At 59.0% G+C, this 19,364-nt stretch carries 17 protein-coding genes and 1 pseudogene; 9 read left to right on the top strand and 9 right to left on the bottom strand.

The window, feature by feature from the left end:
• Positions 1-15: 15 nt before the first annotated feature.
• Genes HMPREF2734_RS04985 through HMPREF2734_RS04965 form a run of 5 tightly spaced genes read right to left on the bottom strand, consistent with a single transcriptional unit; the run spans position 16 to position 4,758 of the window.
• Positions 16-774, bottom strand: a complete 759-nt coding sequence (locus tag HMPREF2734_RS04985; protein WP_070421724.1) for an ATP-binding cassette domain-containing protein — start codon at positions 772-774, stop codon at positions 16-18.
• Positions 775-1,836, bottom strand: coding sequence for an ABC transporter permease (locus HMPREF2734_RS04980; protein WP_070569721.1), 1,062 nt, complete (start codon positions 1,834-1,836; stop codon positions 775-777).
• A complete protein-coding gene (locus HMPREF2734_RS04975; protein ID WP_070569719.1) occupies positions 1,833-2,822 on the bottom strand; it encodes a substrate-binding domain-containing protein in 990 nt (329 codons plus the stop codon). The genes HMPREF2734_RS04980 and HMPREF2734_RS04975 overlap by 4 nt, the downstream gene beginning before the upstream one ends.
• Before the next feature lie 37 nt (positions 2,823-2,859).
• Positions 2,860-3,762 carry an AEC family transporter gene (locus tag HMPREF2734_RS04970; protein ID WP_070569717.1) on the bottom strand — a complete coding sequence of 301 codons (903 nt, stop codon included), beginning with the start codon at positions 3,760-3,762 and terminating at the stop codon, positions 2,860-2,862.
• Between the two features lie 9 nt (positions 3,763-3,771).
• Positions 3,772-4,758, bottom strand: coding sequence for a 1,4-dihydroxy-2-naphthoate polyprenyltransferase (locus tag HMPREF2734_RS04965; RefSeq protein WP_141750429.1), 987 nt, complete (start codon positions 4,756-4,758; stop codon positions 3,772-3,774).
• Between the two features lie 48 nt (positions 4,759-4,806).
• Between HMPREF2734_RS04965 and HMPREF2734_RS04960 the strand changes: the two genes are divergently transcribed.
• The 4 genes from HMPREF2734_RS04960 (at position 4,807) to HMPREF2734_RS04945 (ending at position 9,177) form a co-directional block, all read left to right on the top strand.
• Entirely contained in the window at positions 4,807-5,646 is an 840-nt protein-coding gene (locus tag HMPREF2734_RS04960; protein WP_070421729.1) for a glycosyltransferase, read from the top strand.
• 37 nt (positions 5,647-5,683) lie between these two features.
• The gene (locus HMPREF2734_RS04955; RefSeq protein ID WP_070421730.1) at positions 5,684-7,060 is read left to right on the top strand and encodes a TrkH family potassium uptake protein; all 1,377 of its coding nucleotides are present in this window, start codon (positions 5,684-5,686) and stop codon (positions 7,058-7,060) included.
• On the top strand, positions 7,053-7,745 hold the full coding sequence (locus HMPREF2734_RS04950) for a potassium channel family protein (protein WP_070449613.1): 693 nt from the start codon (positions 7,053-7,055) through the stop codon (positions 7,743-7,745). The genes HMPREF2734_RS04955 and HMPREF2734_RS04950 overlap by 8 nt, the downstream gene beginning before the upstream one ends.
• A gap of 940 nt (positions 7,746-8,685) precedes the next feature.
• Positions 8,686-9,177 carry a carboxymuconolactone decarboxylase family protein gene (locus HMPREF2734_RS04945; protein WP_246816783.1) on the top strand — a complete coding sequence of 164 codons (492 nt, stop codon included), beginning with the start codon at positions 8,686-8,688 and terminating at the stop codon, positions 9,175-9,177.
• A gap of 28 nt (positions 9,178-9,205) precedes the next feature.
• On the opposite strand, the gene HMPREF2734_RS04940 is transcribed toward HMPREF2734_RS04945, so the two are convergent.
• Positions 9,206-9,553, bottom strand: coding sequence for an ArsR/SmtB family transcription factor (locus HMPREF2734_RS04940; protein ID WP_070569713.1), 348 nt, complete (start codon positions 9,551-9,553; stop codon positions 9,206-9,208).
• An 82-nt stretch (positions 9,554-9,635) separates the two neighbouring features.
• On the opposite strand from HMPREF2734_RS04940, the gene arsB reads away from it, so the two are divergent.
• Positions 9,636-10,715, top strand: coding sequence for an ACR3 family arsenite efflux transporter (gene arsB, locus HMPREF2734_RS04935; protein WP_070569711.1), 1,080 nt, complete (start codon positions 9,636-9,638; stop codon positions 10,713-10,715).
• A 9-nt stretch (positions 10,716-10,724) separates the two neighbouring features.
• Positions 10,725-11,132, top strand: a complete 408-nt coding sequence (locus tag HMPREF2734_RS04930) for an arsenate-mycothiol transferase ArsC (protein WP_256375544.1) — start codon at positions 10,725-10,727, stop codon at positions 11,130-11,132.
• A gap of 4 nt (positions 11,133-11,136) precedes the next feature.
• Here the strand turns inward: HMPREF2734_RS04930 and HMPREF2734_RS12015 are convergent, their stop codons facing one another.
• Entirely contained in the window at positions 11,137-11,292 is a 156-nt protein-coding gene (locus tag HMPREF2734_RS12015) for a hypothetical protein (protein ID WP_168163602.1), read from the bottom strand.
• Between the two features lie 250 nt (positions 11,293-11,542).
• On the opposite strand from HMPREF2734_RS12015, the gene HMPREF2734_RS04925 reads away from it, so the two are divergent.
• Entirely contained in the window at positions 11,543-12,400 is an 858-nt protein-coding gene (locus tag HMPREF2734_RS04925) for a class I SAM-dependent methyltransferase (protein WP_070569709.1), read from the top strand.
• Positions 12,401-13,045: 645 nt separating this feature from the next.
• Here the strand turns inward: HMPREF2734_RS04925 and HMPREF2734_RS04920 are convergent.
• Positions 13,046-14,282 (bottom strand): annotated as a pseudogene (locus HMPREF2734_RS04920) (IS256 family transposase).
• 236 nt (positions 14,283-14,518) lie between these two features.
• On the opposite strand from HMPREF2734_RS04920, the gene HMPREF2734_RS04915 reads away from it, so the two are divergent.
• Both HMPREF2734_RS04915 and HMPREF2734_RS04910 read left to right on the top strand, forming a co-directional pair.
• Positions 14,519-16,336, top strand: coding sequence for a GmrSD restriction endonuclease domain-containing protein (locus HMPREF2734_RS04915; RefSeq protein ID WP_070569707.1), 1,818 nt, complete (start codon positions 14,519-14,521; stop codon positions 16,334-16,336).
• Positions 16,337-16,611: 275 nt separating this feature from the next.
• On the top strand, positions 16,612-17,421 hold the full coding sequence (locus tag HMPREF2734_RS04910; RefSeq protein ID WP_070569705.1) for a HincII family type II restriction endonuclease: 810 nt from the start codon (positions 16,612-16,614) through the stop codon (positions 17,419-17,421).
• Here HMPREF2734_RS04910 and HMPREF2734_RS04905 read toward each other — a convergent pair.
• Positions 17,399-18,997, bottom strand: coding sequence for an Eco57I restriction-modification methylase domain-containing protein (locus HMPREF2734_RS04905; protein ID WP_083308088.1), 1,599 nt, complete (start codon positions 18,995-18,997; stop codon positions 17,399-17,401). The two genes, HMPREF2734_RS04910 and HMPREF2734_RS04905, sit on opposite strands and share 23 nt — an antisense overlap.
• Between the last annotated feature and the right edge of the window lie 367 nt (positions 18,998-19,364).

The following is a 19,364-nucleotide window of genomic DNA, read 5'->3' as shown; positions in this document are numbered from 1 at the left end:
GGCCGATAACCGGCGCTAGCGGCCGAGTTCGTGGCTGAGCGCCTCGAGTTCGCCGCCGCCGGCCATTTGGTGGGTGAGCTCGTCGAGCGTGACGTTCTCGCGGGGTTCATCGAGTTCCTGGCGGCCGAGTTTCAGGATGGTGAAGTGGTCGCCGACCAGGTAGGCGTGGTGGGGGTTGTGGGTGACTAAGACGACGGCGATGCCGCGGTCGCGAGCGGCCGCCACGAAGCGTAGGACCACGCCGGATTGTTTGACGCCGAGGGCGGCGGTGGGCTCGTCGAGAATGAGCACGCGGGCGCCGAAGTAGACGGCACGCGCGATGGCGACGACCTGGCGTTGGCCGCCGGAAAGGTTGCCGGCATCGACGTCGACGTCGGGGATGTCGATGCCCATTTCGCGGAGTTGTTCGGCGCAGATCTGTTTCATTTCGGTGTCGCGGAGTGCACCGAAGCGGCCGGTGAGTTCCTGGCCGAGGAAGAAGTTGCGCCACACGCTTAACTCGTCGACGATCGCGAGCGTTTGGTGCACGGTAGCGATGCCGGTGTCGATGGAGTCGCGGGGGGAGGTGAAGGTGGTGGGGGTGTCGTCGATAAGCAATTCGCCCGATGTGGGCTGATGGAGCCCGGCGAGGATCTTGATCAGCGTGGACTTGCCTGCGCCGTTGTCGCCGAGGACACAGGTGACTTCGCCTTCGCGGACGGTCAGGTTCACGCCGCGCAGGGCGTCGAAGCTGCCGTAGGACTTGGTGATGTTTTTCAGTTCGATGACAGCCACTTAGCGCCCCTTGGTGTATTTGGCGAAGGACGTGTTGGTGAACACGGCGAAGAGCAGCGTTGCGCCGAGGAAGAACTTGAACCAGTCGGGGTTCCAGCCGGCGTAGACGATGCCCTGGTTGGTCAGGCCGAAGATCAGCGCGCCGATGGCGGTGCCCACTGCGGTGCCGCGGCCGCCGGTCATGGCGCAGCCACCGATGACGGCGGCAATGATGTAGAGGAATTCGTTGCCCACGCCTTGGCCGGCTTGGATGGAGTCGAAGGCGAACAGAGTGTGCATGCCGACGAACCAGGCGGCGAAGCCGACGCCCATGAACAGCAGGATCTTCACGCGGCGAACCGGCACGCCGACGGCGCGGGCTGCGTCCTGGTCGCCGCCGACTGCGGTGATCCAGTTGCCGAACTTGGTGCGAAATAGCACGAACGATGCGATGGCGACGAACAGGATCCACCACAGGACGGTCACGTTGAGGGTGACATCGCCGATGTTGAAGGTGCCGGCGAAGACCTTGCGGGCGGACGGGAAGCCCTCCATGTCGGCGATGGTCGGCGTGGCCACCTGGCCGGTGATGAACTTAGTTAAGGCGAGGTTGAGGCCCTGCAGCATGAGGAAGGCCGCCAGGGTGATCAGGAAGCTCTCGATGCCGGTGCGTGTGACCAGGTAGCCGTTGAGTGCGCCGATGGCCAGGGAGATGCCCAAAGCCATGAAGGCGCCGACCCACGAGTTGAGGTGCAGGTTGTAGTTCAGCATCGTAGCGGCGAGCGCGGCGGTGGTGACGGCGACGCCTGAGGACAGGTCGAATTCCCCGCCGATCATGAGCAGTCCGACGGCGAGTGCCACGATGCCCAGTGTCGACGACGCGTACAACGTGGTCGCAAACGCTTCAAAGGAACGGAATGCGGGCGCGACTGACAGGAAGAACGCGAAGATGGCGATGAAGCCGAGCAGGGACGCGAACTCCGGCCGCCGGATCAGTTTGGCTAGGCCGGTGTGGGTGCGTAGTCGGTCGTCGCCGGAGGTCGATTCCTCGCGCGACTCGTCGGCTGTGACGGCAGTGCTCATCGCATACCTGCCTTTGCGGCCTCAGCGACCTTGTCCACGTTCGACTTATCGACGAACGACGGCCCGGTGTACACCGGACGACCTCCACCGAGGGTGCCGCCGTTGCGTTTCGCGACCCACAGTGAATCCACGGCGAGGTAGCCCTGCAGGTACGGCTGCTGGTCGACGGCGAAGGCGACGCGGCCGTCGGCGATGGCGTCGACAAGCTCGGCGTTGGTGTCAAAGGTGGCAACCTGCGCCTCGGAGCCGGACTGCTTCACGGATTCGGTGGCGCGCATGGCCACCGGCGCCTGGAGGGCGAATACTGTGTCGAAGCTCTTGTCCTGCGACAGCTTCGAGGTGATCGTGGACTGCACGGAGGTGAGGTCCTGGCCGTTGACGTAGAGCAGTTCGACGTCGCCGCCGAGGCCGTTGCGGACGCCGTCGCAACGCGCTTCCTGCGAGGAGTTGCCCTGCTCATGGATGATGCACAGGACCTTCTTCTTGCCTTCTTCCTTGAGGCGCTCGCCGGCGGCGTTGCCCGCCACGGTTTCGTCTTGGCCGAAGAAGCCGGTCATGCCGTAGTCCTGGTACTTGCTCATGCCGGCGTTGAGGCCCACCACGGGGATGCCGTGATCAACGGCGTTGCGGGCCGCCGGGCCGATGGCTTCGGCGTTCGGCATGGTCACGGCGATGCCGTCCACACCGGCGTCCACGGCAGAGCGCACCAGGTTCGCCTGGTTGGAGGCCTGCGGGTCGGAGGAGTAGCGCAGCTCGATGTTGTCTTTTTTGGCTGCGTCCTCGGCGCCCTTGCGCACGAGGTCCCAGTAGGTGTCGCCCGGTGCGCCGTGGGTGACCATGGCGACGACGTAGCGCGGGGTGTCTACGCCGCCGGCGGTGTCTTCGGTGTTTTCTGCTCGCGGGGCGCCGCCTGTCGACGAGCACCCGGCGAGCATCGTCGCAGCCATCAGCGCTGCGGCAACGAGTGTTTTCCGTGCCTTGAGCATTACAAGAGTGTGATCCAAAGCACCCTATTTGTCAAGGTCAAAAGACCCCGGCGATGATCAACATGGCTGGTAGTGCCAGGAATGTGGTGAGGAAGACGGTGTCGCGGCAGATCACTTCGCCGGAGCGGTACGTGGCCGCGTAGTTGTACACGTTCTGGGCGGTCGGCAGCGCACACAGGATCAGGGCGGCGTACATGTCGCTGCCGGTCAAGCCCATTTGCGTAGCGACGACCCACGCCACCGCCGGCATGCCGATGAGTTTGAGGGCGGTAGCGGTGATCGTCGGTAAGCGGTGGCTCTGGAGGACCTTCTCGCCCGTGAGCGACGCGCCGAAACTCATGAGGATCAGCGGGATGGAGGCGCCGCCGAGGATTTCCAAGGGGGCCAGCACTGGTTCGGGCACGGTCCACGAGGACGCGGACACGGCAAAACCGGCGAAAGCCGCAACAACAACCGGGGCGGTCAGACCAGCAAGGACCGACTTGAGCACGCCCGACGCGCCGCGGTCCAGACCTGCGATAACGATGGGGGAGAGCACCGCCATCTGCAGCACCAGCGCCGGGATGACGTACGTCGGATCGCCCAGCACATACGTGGCAATGGGCAGGCCGATGTTGACCGAGTTGTAGTAACTCGACGACGCCGCACCCGCCATCGTCTCCGCCGTGTCCTGCTTGAACCACACGGCGCTGATGATCCAGTAGATGATCATCGTGGCCACCGTGGCAATCGCGATGACCAAAATGACCGGGGAGAAAAACGCGTCCGTGTCCGAGACCGCCACTGAGGAGAAGATCAGCGCCGGGGTGGCCACGTAGAACGCGATGCGGTTGAGCTGTAGACGTTGCTCGCCCGGTCCAATGACGCCTTTGTGAGCAAGCCACCACCCCGCTGCGATGACAGTGAAGATGATGGCAAAACCGGTAAGGACGTCAAGCATGCCGTTACCTTAGAACGTCTCCTTCGGGACGTACTCACTCCACCCGAAATCGCTCTCGTTCGGCATGTCGGAGGTGTACGGCACGGGCTCGCCCGTGCCGCCGAAAATCGCTGAGCCCACCGACGCCATGGCCAGGGCAGTGACCACCGACCAGATCAGCATCGCCTTGCCGTTCATGCCCAGCACCGGGATGAGGTCCTTGCCTTCAGCGCCGCTGCGCACCTTCATAATTGCCGCTACCGCAAATGGCAGGGCAATAAACGCCGCAAGCGCAGGCTTTGCAGAGATGGCCAGCACGATCGACATCACGAACGGGACCAGGGTCAGGAAGGTGAAGAGGCGGCGCGAGGAGTCGTCGCCAAGCCGCACTGCAAGCGTGCGCTTCCCGGCCTCGGCATCGGTGGGGATGTCGCGGATGTTGTTGGCCAGGTTCACCGACGCGGAGATCGCACCCACCGCGACGGCGCACAGGAGGGCCTCCCATGACACGAACCCGGTCTGCGTAAACGCCGTACCAATCACGGCGACCAGTCCGAAGAAGATAAACACGGACACTTCACCTAAGCCGGAGTAGCCGTAGGGGCTTTTGCCGCCGGTGTAGAACCAGGCCGCGGCGATGCACAGCGCGCCAACCAGGATGAGCCACCACGCGCCCGAGGCGATGGAGAGGATGATGCCAAACACGGCAGCCACCGCGAACGACGCAAACGCGGCGAGCTTCACATGCTCCGGCTCCGCAAGCCCGGCCGCGGTCAGGCGGGTCGGGCCGGTGCGGTCCTCGTCCGTGCCGCGGATGCCGTCGGAGTAGTCGTTGGCAAAGTTCACGCCGATGATCAGCGCCCACGCCACGATGAACGCCAAGATTGCGTACTCCAGGTCCGCGAGCCCGTAGAGGGCGGCGGCGCCGGTGCCGGCGATGACGGGGGCGAAGGCGTTTGGCCAGGTGTGGGGGCGTGCGGCCTCCCACCAGTGGTGCAATGTGGCGGAATCAGTCATGCACTCCATCATGCACCCTTGCGCTGCGGTGGGCTAGGGTAGTTCGCCATGTGGATTGACTATGCCGTGCGCCAGGGGCTCGTGGCGACGAGCGCGTTTGTGCGGCTGCCAATCCTGAACCACGCCGCGCAACACGCCGATATTGCCTTCCCTACCAGCGGGGATACCGTCATCTCCCTGACCACACACGGCTCGAGGGTGAAGTCGGCGGCGTCCGCGATCGCCTCGCTTCTTGTGGGCACGAAACGCCTGCCGGTGCATTTGTGGCTCGACCCGGTGGACTTTCATGCACCGTGGCCCGCCACCTTGCGCGGGCTCGTGGACCGTGGCCTGCACGTCCATAAGTCCCCCGGCGGCCTCGGACCCCACACGAAGTACTTCGGTACCTTCCAGGAACTGCCCGGCCATAGCGTGATCACGGTTGACGACGACGTCCTCTACCCCCGCAACTTCGCCACCACCCTCACCAACGCAGCCGACCCGTCGAACGTCACCGCGTTTCGCGCCCACCGCATCACGCTTGATTGCGACACCATCGCCCCCTACAAAAAGTGGCGCCCCGTCCGCACCACCGAGCCATCTCACCTGAACTTCGCCACCGGCGTGGACGGCGTGCTGTACCCACCGAACATGGTGGAGTTCGTCGCCTCCCGCGGCACAGCGTTTCTCGACGTCTCCCCGCGCGCCGACGACGTCTGGCTCAACCACTGTGCGCTTCGCGCCGGATTCCCCGTCCGCCAGGTGGCGGACCGCCCCGCCTCGTTCCCGCTCGTGCCCGGCTCCCAACGCGTGCGCCTGTCCCGCGACAACCTCGCCGGCGGCAACGACACCCAAATCGCCGCAACCTACACCGAGAAGGACGTGAACCTGCTCCTCGCTGCTGTGTAGTGGGTGTACACGGCGGTGGAGGACTACGCTTTTACGCGTGAGCACACCATCCACCCCACGGTGGTTCCGTCCGGCGCAGCTGACTGCGCTGGGTTTTCTCGTACTGATCGCGTTCGGCACTGCGTTGTTGTGCATGCCGTTCGCCTCAGCCGACGGCACAGCAACGCCGTTCATGGATGCCTTGTTTACCGCCACGTCCGCCACATCGCTGACGGGCCTGGTCACGGTGGATACCGGCAGCCACTGGAGTATCGCGGGCCGCGTCATCGTTATCACGCTGATCCAGGTCGGCGGCCTGGGCATCATGAGTATTGCCTCGCTGACCGGCATGCTGCTGACTGGCCGAGTGAAGTTGCGGTCGCGCTACTCTACGGCTGCTGAAGGGCGTCCGATTTTGGAAGGCGGGGTGCGTGCCACGCTCGTCGCTACGCTATTGCTCACCTTCGCCTTCGAACTGTTTGTTGCAGTGATCCTGTTCTTCCGCTTCATGGTCGAATACGACATGCCGGTCCTCAGCGCGGCGGGCGAGGGGATCTTCCACGCAATTTCCGCGTTTAACAACGCCGGGTTTGGGCTGCGCTCGGACAGCCTGATCTCGTACAACTCGGACGGCTGGATCCTCCTGCCGCTGGCAGGCGCGCTGATGATCGGCGGGCTCGGCTACCCGGTGCTTTCCGAGTTGGTTGGCCGCAGCCGGGAGCGCTTCCGCGGCCTGCTGCGCGGCACACCAGTCAGCGCCCGGAGACTTTCAGTAACCACCCGCATTACCCTTGCTGGCACAACGTTTCTGGTGCTCTCCGCCATGGCGCTCATCGCCGTGCTGGAGTGGCGAGGATTCCTTGCAGACATGTCCACGGGCACGAAGCTCCTCAACGCGTTCTTCAGCGGCGTCACCCCGCGTACCGCCGGGTTCAATTCCATCGACTACGCCGACGCCCACCCGATCACGCTCATGGTCACCGACATCTACATGTTTATCGGCGGCGGCTCCGCAGGTACCGCGGGTGGCATCAAGATCACCACCGCGATCGTGCTGATTGCCGCCATGGCAGCTGAGTTTGGCGGGCGTGACCAGACCACCGTGGGCAAACGCACCGTCCCAAAGTCGGTGGTCCGCCAGGCCATGACGGTCGCCGCCGCAGGCGTTACTGCGGTCACCCTCGGCGTGGCCGCGCTCCGGGTGTTCGACCCCCAGTTCACCGCGGACCAAATCAGCTTCGAGGTCATGTCAGCCTTTGCCACGACAGGCCTATCCACGGGCATTACCTCGTCGCTAAGCGTGCCCTCCCAACTCGTGCTGTGTCTTTTGATGTACCTCGGGCGCATTGGCCCGTTCACTCTCGTGGCGGCGCTTGCCGCCCGTAACGTCGTGCGCAGGTACGACTACCCAGTAGAAAGGCCTTTCATTGGCTAACTTCCCCGGCTCCCTGTTGCGGAGCAAACAACGCATCGACATCCCACCGGTTGTGGTCATCGGCCTCGGCCGCTTCGGTGGCGCGCTTGCCCACGAACTGACCCGCCACGGCGTAGAGGTCCTCGGCATCGACGTTGATGAGCGACTCGTGCGCGATCATGCGCCATTGCTTACCGACGCCATCGTGGCCGACACCACCGACCTCGAAGCCCTGCGCCAACTCGGTGTCCAAGAAGTGGAACGTGCCGTCATCGGCATCGGCTCCGCGCTCGAGGCATCTATCCTCACCGCCTCGAACCTTGTCGATCTCGGCGTACCTGACATCTGGGCCAAAGCCGACTCCGAATCCCACGCCCGCATCCTGCAACGCCTCGGCGTCGCCCACGTCGTCCGCCCAGAGCACGACACCGGCCGCCGCGTCGCCCACCTGCTCGGCGGACGCTTCCAGGACTTCGCCGAACTTGCCGAGAATTACGGCGTGATCAAGATGGTCCCGCCACGCCCGCTACTCGACGGCCCCTGCGACGCCTCGCGTCTCTGGGACAAACACCGCGTGCAAGTGGTGTCAGTGCGCAACGGCTCAGGCCAGTGGCACCCATTCGCACCAGGCATGGAACTGACCGCTTCCGACCTGGTCGTGCTTGCCGGTGCGCCCGACGACCTGGAGCGGTTCTCACAGCTGTAGGTGGTCTGTTTCTGCTGCGGTGTAAGGGGGGTGTTTAGAAGACTGAAATGGTAGCGGTGTGGTGAGTATCTGGTAGCGCCTGAGTGAGTATCCGGTAGCGGAGGCTCGCCTAGGCTCGGCACGGGCGGCGGGTCTGTCAAGGATCCAGGGATGGCCGCGTTGACAGGGGCGGGTTTGATGCCGGCGCTCCGAGGGCTCGGTACTGCCGCGTTCCGAGTAGTTGGTACCTGGACAGCCGAGCCGGGCCGACTGTATGACCCCGGCTGCAGGCATTACTCGTTCGAGCAGGCCACTGGGGGTGTCCTTGCGCATGGTGAAGACTTCTATGCGGCTTCGGTGTCCGCTATGTTGCAGCCGGCTCTCCGTCAGCGTTATTCGCAACTGCCCACAACGGTCCAGCGAGTCTTCGGTGCTGAGAACGCTCGGGGCCCGGGCTCCCCAGAAAGTCCCACGACCACTGTTGTCGGCCTGGAATCGAGACAGCGGTGCAGTTCGCGAGCAGGCTCCAGGCGTCTCCTTCTTATGACAGGTCGCGCTGTCACAGCTTCACCGAAACACGGTACTTGAAGCATGAACTATGAAAGCGCCCTGCAGTACCAAGTACGCGGAGCACCGGTACCAACTACGCGGAACCGCGGTACCAACTCCCCCGAAGCGTCGTGCATCAAGGATGGGCTTGGGCCGCTCCTGAAGCGAGGTGAACTGCAACCGGGCTGGGTTCAATTTAGTGCCGAAGAGTCGCGCCGACAGTAGAGGCTTCCGCGGCATAGCTCCAATTTCAAAAGCGGACTTCATCCGGAACGAGCCGCACCCGAATGAAGCGGATACGGGAACCATCACCGAATGCAATTTGAGCCGCTACCGGATACTCACTGAAGCGCTACCGGATAGTCACGACACTGCTACCAAATAACCGGTCGCAACAGTAAGGGGAGTTGATGTGTACCGTCGTGGCATGTCGCACACACCCCGCAAGCCGATCCCCAAGGTTGCTTACGCTCCGATGCTAGGCCTGGAAACCTATGTGCGCGCACGGGTTGAAAAGGACGCGTCACACCTCGTCCAACTTCGTGCATCTGCGTTGAACCAATGTGTTTACTGCCTGGCAATGCACCGACGGGACGCAAGGAAAGATGGCTGGTCCAAGGAGCGCGTCTCGCAGGCGGAGAACTGGACCGACAATCGCGAGCAGTTCACCGAAAAAGAACGAGCCGTTCTCGAACTGACCGATGCAGTGACGAGAATCAACGGCGAGAGCTCCGTTCCGGATGAACTCTGGGAACGCGTCGAGGAGCAGCTCGGCCAAAAGGAAGCACGAAACGTATTGATGGCGATTGTCGCAATCAACGCGTGGAACCGCATCGCCATCACCACCCGGATGGATCCACGAAGCCTTTCACGAGTCGACGCGTTTGACCTCGGTAATGAATGACAAACATTGAAGCCCTGCGCCGTTAGTCTCAGTCCATCTGCAGCACAGTGCGAAGTTCCTCGAAGAGCTCCGGGCGCAGCCGGTGTATGACCGTCCTGCCCTGGCGACTCTTTTCTAGGAGGCCGGCCTCGGTAAGCATTTTGAGGTGGTGGGAAACTGTCGGTTGGCTTAGCTCGGAGCGTTGCGTGAGTTCGCCCACGCTCATCGGCTCGCAGCCATCTTCGGCGATTCTGGAGAGAAGTTGTAGCCGGCCGGGGTCCGCTAAAACTTTGAATAGGTCCGCGTAACGCGTCGCGTCGTCTTCGGAGAGCAAGCCGGAACCCAGTGAGCAGCAGTCGAGGTCAGTGTTTTCTGTAGTGGCGACGTAATCGTTCATACTTCCTACCTCGTCATATTGACAGTGATAAATATGAGACTTAGTGTTCGTTTTGAATGCTGTCAATAGATAAGGATTCCAGATGGAAGACGCAACCTCTCAGCCAGTAGAGCGTATGTCGTTTCTTGACCGCTTCCTACCAGTGTGGATCATGCTCGCCATGGCGGCGGGCCTCGCCCTTGGACGGGCAGTGCCGGGACTTTCGGGCGCACTTGAGAGTCTCGAAGTCGGAAGCATCTCGCTTCCGATCGCGCTCGGCCTGCTGGTCATGATGTATCCGCCTTTGGCCAAAGTGCGCTACGACAAGACCCGCGAGATTGCCACCGACAAACGGTTAATGACCGTCTCCATCATCTTGAACTGGATCGTCGGCCCCGCGTTCATGTTCGCACTCGCCTGGATCTTCCTGCCGGATGAGCCCGAGCTGCGCACCGGCCTCATCATCGTCGGCTTGGCGCGCTGCATCGCCATGGTGCTGGTGTGGTCGGACCTGTCATGCGCCGACCGTGAAGCCACCGCAGTGCTCGTGGCCATTAACTCGGTGTTCCAGGTTCTCATGTTCGGGGTACTCGGCTGGTTCTACCTGCAAATCCTGCCCAGCTGGCTGCGTTTGGAGACCACCTCGGTGGAGTTCTCCTTCTGGGCAATCGTGTCCTCCGTGCTGGTCTTTTTGGGCATCCCGCTGCTCGCCGGGCTGCTGTCTCGCATCATCGGTGAGCGCACCAAGGGCCGCGACTGGTACGAAAACACTTTCCTGCCCCGGATCTCCCCGCTCGCGCTGATTGGTCTGCTGTACACAATCGTCCTGCTCTTCTCGTTGCAAGGCGACCAGATCCTCTCCCAGCCGTGGACGGTGGCGCGGGTGGCGATCCCGCTGCTGTGCTACTTCGTCGGCATGTTCGCTATCGCACTCGTGGTGTCCAAGGCATCCGGGATGGGCTACGCCCAGTCCGCGTCCGTGTCCTTTACCGCGGCGGGCAACAACTTCGAGTTGGCCATCGCCGTTGCGATCGGCACGTTCGGCGCCACGTCCGCCCAGGCGTTGGCGGGCACGATCGGGCCGCTTATCGAGATCCCCATTCTCGTTGGCCTCGTCTACCTCATGCGCGGGATCGGCCCGAAACTGTTCCCGGGCGATCCCACCTTGCCCAAATTGTCCTAAGGAGGCGTTGTGAAGCCCTCAGTCCTGTTTGTGTGCGTCGGCAACGGCGGAAAGTCCCAGATGGCGGCGGCGCTCGCCGAGAAGCACGCGGGTAGCCAGCTCGGCATCCACTCCGCTGGTACCAAACCCGGTACATCGCTGAATCAGGAATCGGTCGAGGCGATCGCAGAGGCCGGCGCCGACATGTCGCACGGCACGCCCAAACCCATCGACCCGGAACTGCTGCGCAGCGTTGATCGCGTCGTGGTGCTTGGCGAAGACGCGCAGGTGGACATGCCGGACGACGCGCGCGGCACGCTGGAGCGCTGGCGTACCGACGAACCCTCACTCCGCGGCATCGAAGGCATGCAGCGCATGCGTCTTGTGCGCGACGACATTGACAATCGCGTGCGCTCGCTTATCGACGAACTCCTGTAGCTTCCTAGCACGCCGGGATCATCGGGATTCGCTGCTTATTGCGGAACCTCGACGCCCGCATGCGCGCCGGCGACGTGCCGCGGTAGTGGGTGGTGGAGGGGGAGGTTGCGTACTTCGGATTGCTGGACGGTTTTCGGGAGCGTTGCTTCTCGATCCTCACACCGCCGCATTGTGGCACGAATTACACGGTTGTGCTTTGTGAGTTCTCGGGGCGAAGCCACAAGCTCAAGAATGCTCAGGACGTGCGATGCCGTTCCGGTATGAGGGCGAAGCCGCCGTAACCGCGAGGTAAAAGCCCCCTCTCATATGACGCTGATCTTACGGGAAGCTCGGAGGGGGTCTCGATTGATTTCAATATAACTAAAGTTGCGTAACTTAGGCAACGGAATGAGACGTAGGAGGGAGTAACGATGCACGCGGAGACTAACTCACCGCGGTCCGAGACCGCTTCCTGGTTCGCGGATAACCAAGCCAACTGGGATTCACGGGCCCACGCCCACATGTTCAGCAACTACGGCGGTAAAGATGCGTTGATCGCGGACAAGGCAGCTATTAGCGATGTCCTCGCGGTGGACATTGACCGCTTCGGCGACCTCACCGGGAAGTCCGTGTGTCACCTGCAATGCCACGTGGGCACCGACACCATCGGATTTGCCCGCCGCGGAGCCTTCCGAGTCATCGGCGTGGATCTCTCTGCGGAGTCACTCAAATACGCCCGCGAATTCGCCGCCCAAGCCGACGCGGACGTGGAGTTTATCCAGAGCAACGTCTATGACGCTCGAGAAGCGGTCGACGGCGAATTCGATCTCGTCTACACCTCCGCAGGTGTGCTGTGCTGGCTTCCGCAGGTGCGTCGATGGGCGGAGGTCGTCGCAAAGCTGCTCGCTCCCGGCGGCATGTTTTTCATCCGCGACGACCACCCCATGTTCATGACAATCGGAGAGGACGTTTCCCAAGGTCTGCGCATTGAGCAGCCGTATTTTGAAATGCCTGATCCGCTCACCTGGGAGGACGAGAAAAGCTACGTCACCACTCCAGGAGCGCCGAAACTTGCTAGCCCACGCAACCATCAGTGGAACCACTCTCTCGGCGAAATTGTTACTGCGCTCATCGACGCGAGGCTGACCGTCACCGCTCTTGAGGAAACTCCGTACTCCGCGTGGTGCCCGTGGCCGGAGCTGATGGTCGAGGACTCCCGCGGTTTCATCCTCCGCGATAATCCCGAGCGCCTACCACTCCAATTCGCCATCACCGCAACAAAGCCCTAGGGACCTTTGCCTATCGACGAACTTTCGGTGGGTGTGCTAAGCCCAAAGGTCCGGAAAGCGATAGTAGAGGGGGCGCCGAAGGGTTGTATCTAACAACCATCTGCGATATTCTCGTATCCACACTGCAGCCGTTGACCCTCCATGAATCAGGAGAGAGCCGATGACTGCAGTTTTTCGTTATGCTCAGCTCATGACAAAGCACTCAAGAAATGACTCTTCTAGAGATCAGCTGGTATTTACCCAGCGTCCGATAGTGACTGCAGTGCTGATTGATGGGGGATTCTATCGCCGACGTGCTAGACGATTGTTCGGCGAGAAGAATGCGGAGGATCGAGCGGAGGAAGTTGCAAAATACGCGCGTAGGCACATCTCGAAATCGAGAAGTAGCCTGTACCGAATTTTCTACTACGACTGTCCTCCTTCGTCCAAAGTCTTGTACCACCCGCTGCGGCAGGAGCAAATCAACTTAGCGAAAACTGAGCAATACAGGTGGACTAACGATTTCTTTGAGGCGCTGACGCACAAGCGGAAAGTTGCACTTCGTAGAGGGGAAGAACTTGAGACTCAGCGGGGATATACGGGTCAAGTCCCGTGTAGTGGTGTAGCCGTTTGTGCTTTCGGCTCGGTATGAAGTTCGGGGTTTTGTTAGGCGGTTAGCTGGTGATGTTCGCCATGTTCACCTCCAGTTTGGTGCATGAGGTGTTTGGTGTGCTCGAGTGCGGATAGTGACATGTAGCGTTTTTGCTGGATCCAATCGTCGTGCTGCTCGGCAAGCACCGCGCCGACAAGCCGGATGATGGATTCACGGTTCGGGAAGATGCCCACAACATCGGTGCGCCGGCGGATCTCCCGGTTTAACCGTTCGGTGGGGTTGTTGGACCAGACTTTCTTCCAGACTGGTTTCGGTGCTGCGGTAAACGCCAACACGTCATCGAGGGATTCCTCCAGATAGGACGCAACCTGCGGGAACTTTGGTTCTAACAGGTCGACGACTTCGCGGGCTTGTCGCCAGGTGGATTGGGCGTCGGGTTGTTGGAAGATTGTCTGGAACATCGCTTAAGACCATCGGCCACTGGGTCTTGGGGACTTTTTCGTAGAGGTTTTTCGCGAAGTGGGTGCGACAGCGCCACGACGCATCGGGCAGCACTTCAGATATCGCGTGCTGGATGCCCTCATGGGCGTCACTGGTGATAAGGAAGACACCGCGAAGTCCACGAGCTTTTAAGTCCTGGAAGAAGCCCTTCCACGACGCGTTGGATTCCGTGGTGGCAACATGCATACCGAGCATTTCCCGGTAGCCGTCAGCGTTAACACCGGTGGCCAAAAGTACGGAGCATTTGACTACCCGGCCGCCTTCACGGACTTTGATTGTCAACGCGTCGCACGACAGGTAGGCGTACCCACCGGGGTCGAGTGGGCGGTTTCTGAAATCTGCGACCATTTCGTCGAGTTCTTCCGACATGCGTAAGCCTTGGGATTTCGACATGTTGGAAATGCCAAGGGTTGCCACCAGATCGTTCATTCGGCGGGTGGAGACCCCTTTGAGGTAGCACGTCGCGATCACGGTCGATAGTGCGCGTTCGGCACGTGAGCGGCGCTCGAGCAGCCAGTCGGGGAAGAACGCGCCGTGGCGCAGCTTCGGCACTGCTACATCGATTGTGCCGACACGGGTGTCGAGGTCGCGGTGGCGGTACCCGTTGCGTTGGTTGACCCGCTCGGTGGAGGCAACACCGTACTCAGCCCCGCACACGGTGTCGGCCTGGGCGGAGAGGATCTGGTTGATAAACCCTTGCAGCATCTGCCGCATCAGATCCGGCGACGCTTGGGCCAGCAGATCATCCAGATAGGTTGTCGGGTCGATAGAATGCGGTGCAGCGGTCATCGTCATGTGCCTTTCGGTGAGATGTGGAAGTTGAGTCGAAAGGTTACTGACGGTGGCCGCCCACTATTTTCAAGGGCCCACCATCAGCAAGCGTTACACCACACTAAGGGACGCAACCCATCTCGCCGAGTAGTCGCCGGTCTGTCGGCGCAATTGTTCGAAAAGTTTCACGGCGACGTCTTTGTGCTCTCTATGCTCGGAGGTGTTTGACGCAGCAGTGAACTGAAAGGAACACCATGGGTTTCCAGACTCCCATGTACCGGTTGGATGAATACCTCAAGGACACCACAACTGGCGTTATCCAACTGCCGGACTTTCAGCGGCAGTACAAGTGGGATGAAGAGCGCGTTCGTCAGATTCTGGTCACTGTGCTCCGTGGGCACCCCATGGGAGTCGTGATGCTGCTGGAAACCGGTAATGACCAGGTTCGTTTCAAGCCCCGCCCCGTTGAGGGCACTGACGTGCAGGATAAAGAACCTGGTTACCTGCTTCTCGACGGACAGCAACGCTTAACCTCCCTGACCCAGGCTCTGACCGGAGACGGAGTTGTCCACACGAAGGATGCCCGAGGGAAGCTCCTCGATAGAAGGTTCTTCATCAATATTGCAGATGCGCTCGCCGACCCCGATAGGGTTGAAGACGCAGTGATTGCGGTCCCGGCGGACGGGATCATGAAGAAGAACTTCGATCGCGACGTAGTGCTGGACCTGAGCACCACTGAAAAGCAGTACGAGAACGGCTACTTCCCGTTGAACTTGCTCTACTCAAGCGCGGGCACTCGGTGGCTGATGAAGCACCCGGACAACGATGTCGCTCTTGAGTTCCTCGATACCTATGCTCAGCGGGCTTCGCAATACCAGATCCCTGCAATTGAGCTTGACAAAGAAACCGATAAGGCGGCCGTGGCCACGGTCTTTGAGAAGGTGAACATCGGTGGGCTTCCACTCAATGTGTTCGAGCTTTTGACTGCTGTATTCGCAGGTGATGGTTCCTATTACGCCGAGACCGGTGAGGATTTCAGACTTAACGACGACTGGGTGGAAACCAAAAAGCTTTGGAACGAGTACCCGGTCCTGAAGAAAGTGGAGAACACCGACTTTCTCCAGGCCGTCACCATGCTCTCGAGCTTGAAAAAGCAGCAGGCAGCACCGCCGGAACAGCGAAAGGTTGCAGTAACTGCGAAACGTGAAGACGTACTTCGCCTGACCCTCGAGGATTACCTTGAGTGGCGCGATCCGTTGCGAGAGGCCTTCTTGTGGACCGCACGATTCCTCGCTGACCTGCATGTGTTCACCGCGCGAGACATCCCGTATCAGAAGCAACTGGTTCCGCTCGCTGCGATCAAGGTGGTGCTGGGGCAGGATGCTGATCTTCATTCGGTGCGCGCTCAGCTTGTCCGCTGGTACTGGTCTGGCGTGTTTGGTGAGTTGTACGGCAGTGCCATCGAAACCCGTTTCGCGCGCGACCTGGAGATGGTCCCCGCTTGGTGCAAGGACGAAACCAGCCCTGCACCGCGTACCGTCACCGATGCGAACTTTGTTGAATCCCGTCTTCACTCGATGCGCACCCGTAACTCTGCAGCGTACAAGGGTGTGATGGCGCTGCTAATGGCCAATAATTCCAAGGACTGGATGGAAGACAAGATGTTCGGTGCCGTCCAGTACAAGGACATGAACGTCGACATTCATCACATCTTCCCGCAGGCTTGGTGCAACAAGAACAACATTGACGACGAACACCGCGAGTCCATCGTGAACAAGACGATGCTCAGTGCCCGTACCAACCGCGTTATTGGTGGCGTCGCACCGTCGAGCTACGTGGGCAAGATCGAGCGGACTGCGAAGATCGCAGAAGCAGAACTCGACGAACTGCTTCGACCGCACCTCGTTGACCCACAAGCGTTGCGTTCGGATGACTTCGAATCGTTCTTCGCCACTCGTCGCGAAGCACTGTGTCAGTTGGTTGAGAGCGCGATCGGCAAACCGGTCCCGCGCGACGTCTCTGCCGGTCAGAGCGAAGAGGACTCCTCTCACTTCGATCAGGAAGAGATGTAGCATGCAACTTCCCGAGGGACGGACAATCGACGTTCGAGATCTTTCATCGCTGGCTCCCGCATTCATATGGATTCTTCTGCAGTGATTCTTTTCTAGGCGCGATTATTTGGAATCGACGGAAACAGAGCAAGGTTTGGTTTGATGAACTCCGCAGGTCTCGAAGAGTTGAATATTCAAAAGTAGACGAGAATTTCAGTCGTTCCAGTCATTAGACTTTGAAATTATTGGAGCAAAGCACGAGTATGCTGCTCGTTGACTCACTAGAGTTATAAATCGTGACTGTGCTCAAAGAATTAGAGGAAATTGGTGAGGAACTCGTAGGGGCGCTTGTGCCACGGCCAAGTGGTCAGCTATCCGGCCATGCGGGTGGTCTTCCCTTTGAGGCTCTCGTTGACGATGCGTTGAAGCAACGCTTTCCAGGGAGCGCATTCCGGCATTTCGAAGCTCTTAATCACGCGCTAACAATTGAACTTGACTCTAAAGAAGATAAGTTTCGTCCTGGAGAGTATAAGTTTGGGCCAGAGCCGGTCAATTACTTAGCGAAGCGTGGAACGGCCCCCACATCGAGGTGGAGTCCCACTAACAGATTTGAGGAAAAGCAGAACGATACTGCAGAGACAATCGTCTTTTCCGATAAGAAGAAGCTTTTTAATTCCGAATTGGTTTCCTTTGTTGATGTCAAGTCCCAAAATGCAATGAAAAAGTCTCAACAACCGAATATCATTTCTGCACGAAAGATAAAAGACATCGGTTTGATTGCTTGGGAAACAGGCTCTGACCTACCACTAGAGATTCTTTACCTCGGGATCAAATTTATGCCCGAAGAAGTTGACGGGCGGAGAATGCTTCGAGCGAACGAGTGCAGGGCCATTGATCTTTTTAAGACGGACCCTAAAGAGATATACATCAACTGGAGTGCAGCGCTTCAAATTCAGTTTTACCCACTCGAAGTTGAGCAAAACTTTGAAGGGAGTAATAAGGAGTGGCTGGGGATGTTTCTCGAATCATATGCGCGATCGCTTGAACACCGCTCGAATCAACAGGTTATGGAAGTAACCAAGATTAGGAAAGCTCTTGATGGGTAGCGTTGATGTGCGATATCTGCTCTTCGAACTGAGTGCTTAACCATTGTAGAGTGCAGGGATCTGAGGCTTTTTTCTTGGATAGGATTTCTTTTACTGCGTTTGTAATGTGATTGTGGAAGGATATGCTGCTTTCGCTATCCCAGTCGATGGGGAGAAATGGGATGTTCATTAGCGGCTTTTCGGAAAACTCTGCAATCCCTCCTTTCATAAGTCCGCGGACCCGAAACCAGTCTGAGACCTGTTTGGTGGACAGGTATCCAAGAATGTACTCGATTGACTCTCTTGTGTTTGGGGTCGGAATGATTGCAGTTACATCCTGGGTTGCCAAAATACCCCCTTCGACATAAGCGAAACGGGCTGTATCTTTGTTGGTCATGCGTTCTTTGCAAGGCGTGAAGATTTTTGGGCGATCGGTATAGAACAGTTTCTGGGACCGCTTAAAAGCCCATTCCCAGTAGGGGAGGCTGCGGCCGTATGAGTAACGCTTATCAAGTGCTTCTTTGAAGAATGCAAGTTTTGCGGATATCTGGGGGAATGCATTATTAAAGTCACGCTCTGACATACCTTCTGGGACATCGATATATGGTGTAATCCCTAAGTTCTTAAGGTGGCCTAGATCCTTGGCCTTCGCGACGAAGCTGACGCCGGTCAGTTCTTCTTGCGGAAGTGACTCATATTCTTCTGGAGACAGTCTAAAAGCTTTGTCGAGGCCAGAGACCATGCCGTTCGCAATTTCCACATAGTTACCCAGAGTGTCAGGCTGATTCCCATCCAAAAGACTGTGAGGTGTTTGACTGCCTAAAGTGGCGGCAAGTTCTAAGCGATTGGCTTCCTCTTGTGTCTTAGCTGGCGCAAGGGTCCAGTGTTTACCCCGCTTGAATGTTGGTGCCGAATGAGTCTCGAAATACTGATTTCCCAAATTAATCGTGGTGGGTACGGCTCTAGGGCCGATGTAGCGGTGGTAGTTGAATGAGTCGGACTCTGAAGCTGACTTCACGAAACGGAAAATGATAATTGCGCTAGAAACGCCGTCAAAGACCTTGCTTTCTCCAAAATCGACGACGTCGGAAATGTGTCCATGTTGTAGCATCCACTCTCGTAACTTCAGGGAATGCGAGGTGTGCATCCAAAAGGATGGGGTAATGAAGATTAGTTCCCCGCCAGGAGTTAGGTGGGTAACCGAGTTTGCGATGAAAACGGTTAAGTAGTCGGAAAGGGAATTGAAGAGTGTTCCCCAGAGTGGATGATCTTGCATCTCCTCACGTAGTTCTGGTGTGAGATTTTTCCATCGAATGTAGGGAGGGTTGCCGATTACGACGTCAAATAAACTTGCTTCACTAACGGAAACGAAGGAGCGGTGGGTGACTTTGTGTGCAGGATTGTGAGTCAGACGTTCGTCGATTTCATAGCCTTGCGCGTTAGTGAACCCCTGATCGTATAGGGCGTCAAGGAAGACACCTTCGCCGCTGCTAGGTTCCAGGACCTCAGCGGTTCGTTCCGATTTAATCATTCCAACCATTAAGTCGGCGATATGGCGTGGTGTGAAATACTGGCCAAAATCATTCTTTACGGGCAATGTGATCTCCTGTCTGTGGAAGTGCTTTTCGAGCTGTGGAGATAGTACCGCCTCCAGCGATGCGCGAAAGAAAGATGTCGAATATATGTTCGCATATATGGATTCTATTCGCTGCCAAGTTGCAGATTTGCCGCCACCATCCTTGGTGAGGCTGTGTTGGTTATCGACTATTGTCCCATGTGGACTGTCCGCTTCTAGGTGTTTATTGGTTTCTCATGTAGATGCTTGATTTGGGATGAATTTTTCGTACTACGGGCGATGGGCGTGACATTAGCGATCAATAATATGGACGAAGTGCTGCGCGCTTTCTTGTAGAGACGGTTGGTTTCGGTCTGAAGTGTCCCAGGTTTTGTTCCGTTTGAGTAGA

Source organism: Corynebacterium sp. HMSC055D05 (assembly GCF_001810365.1).
Taxonomy (GTDB): Bacteria; Actinomycetota; Actinomycetes; order Mycobacteriales; family Mycobacteriaceae; genus Corynebacterium; species Corynebacterium coyleae.
The sequence above is the reverse complement of the archived record's forward strand: the minus strand, read 5'-3'. Positions and strand labels throughout refer to the sequence as shown.

Bases quoted from the DNA above. Each gene is read 5' to 3' on its own strand.
- arsB (WP_070569711.1), top strand. From the start codon at position 9,636: ATGGAAGACGCAACCTCTCAGCCAGTAGAGCGTATGTCGTTTCTTGAC.
- HMPREF2734_RS04970 (WP_070569717.1), bottom strand. From the start codon at position 3,762: ATGCTTGACGTCCTTACCGGTTTTGCCATCATCTTCACTGTCATCGCA.
- HMPREF2734_RS04960 (WP_070421729.1), top strand. From the start codon at position 4,807: ATGTGGATTGACTATGCCGTGCGCCAGGGGCTCGTGGCGACGAGCGCG.
- HMPREF2734_RS04915 (WP_070569707.1), top strand. From the start codon at position 14,519: ATGGGTTTCCAGACTCCCATGTACCGGTTGGATGAATACCTCAAGGAC.
- HMPREF2734_RS04965 (WP_141750429.1), bottom strand. From the start codon at position 4,758: ATGACTGATTCCGCCACATTGCACCACTGGTGGGAGGCCGCACGCCCC.
- HMPREF2734_RS04940 (WP_070569713.1), bottom strand. From the start codon at position 9,553: ATGAACGATTACGTCGCCACTACAGAAAACACTGACCTCGACTGCTGC.
- HMPREF2734_RS04975 (WP_070569719.1), bottom strand. From the start codon at position 2,822: ATGCTCAAGGCACGGAAAACACTCGTTGCCGCAGCGCTGATGGCTGCG.
- HMPREF2734_RS04980 (WP_070569721.1), bottom strand. From the start codon at position 1,836: ATGAGCACTGCCGTCACAGCCGACGAGTCGCGCGAGGAATCGACCTCC.
- HMPREF2734_RS04925 (WP_070569709.1), top strand. From the start codon at position 11,543: ATGCACGCGGAGACTAACTCACCGCGGTCCGAGACCGCTTCCTGGTTC.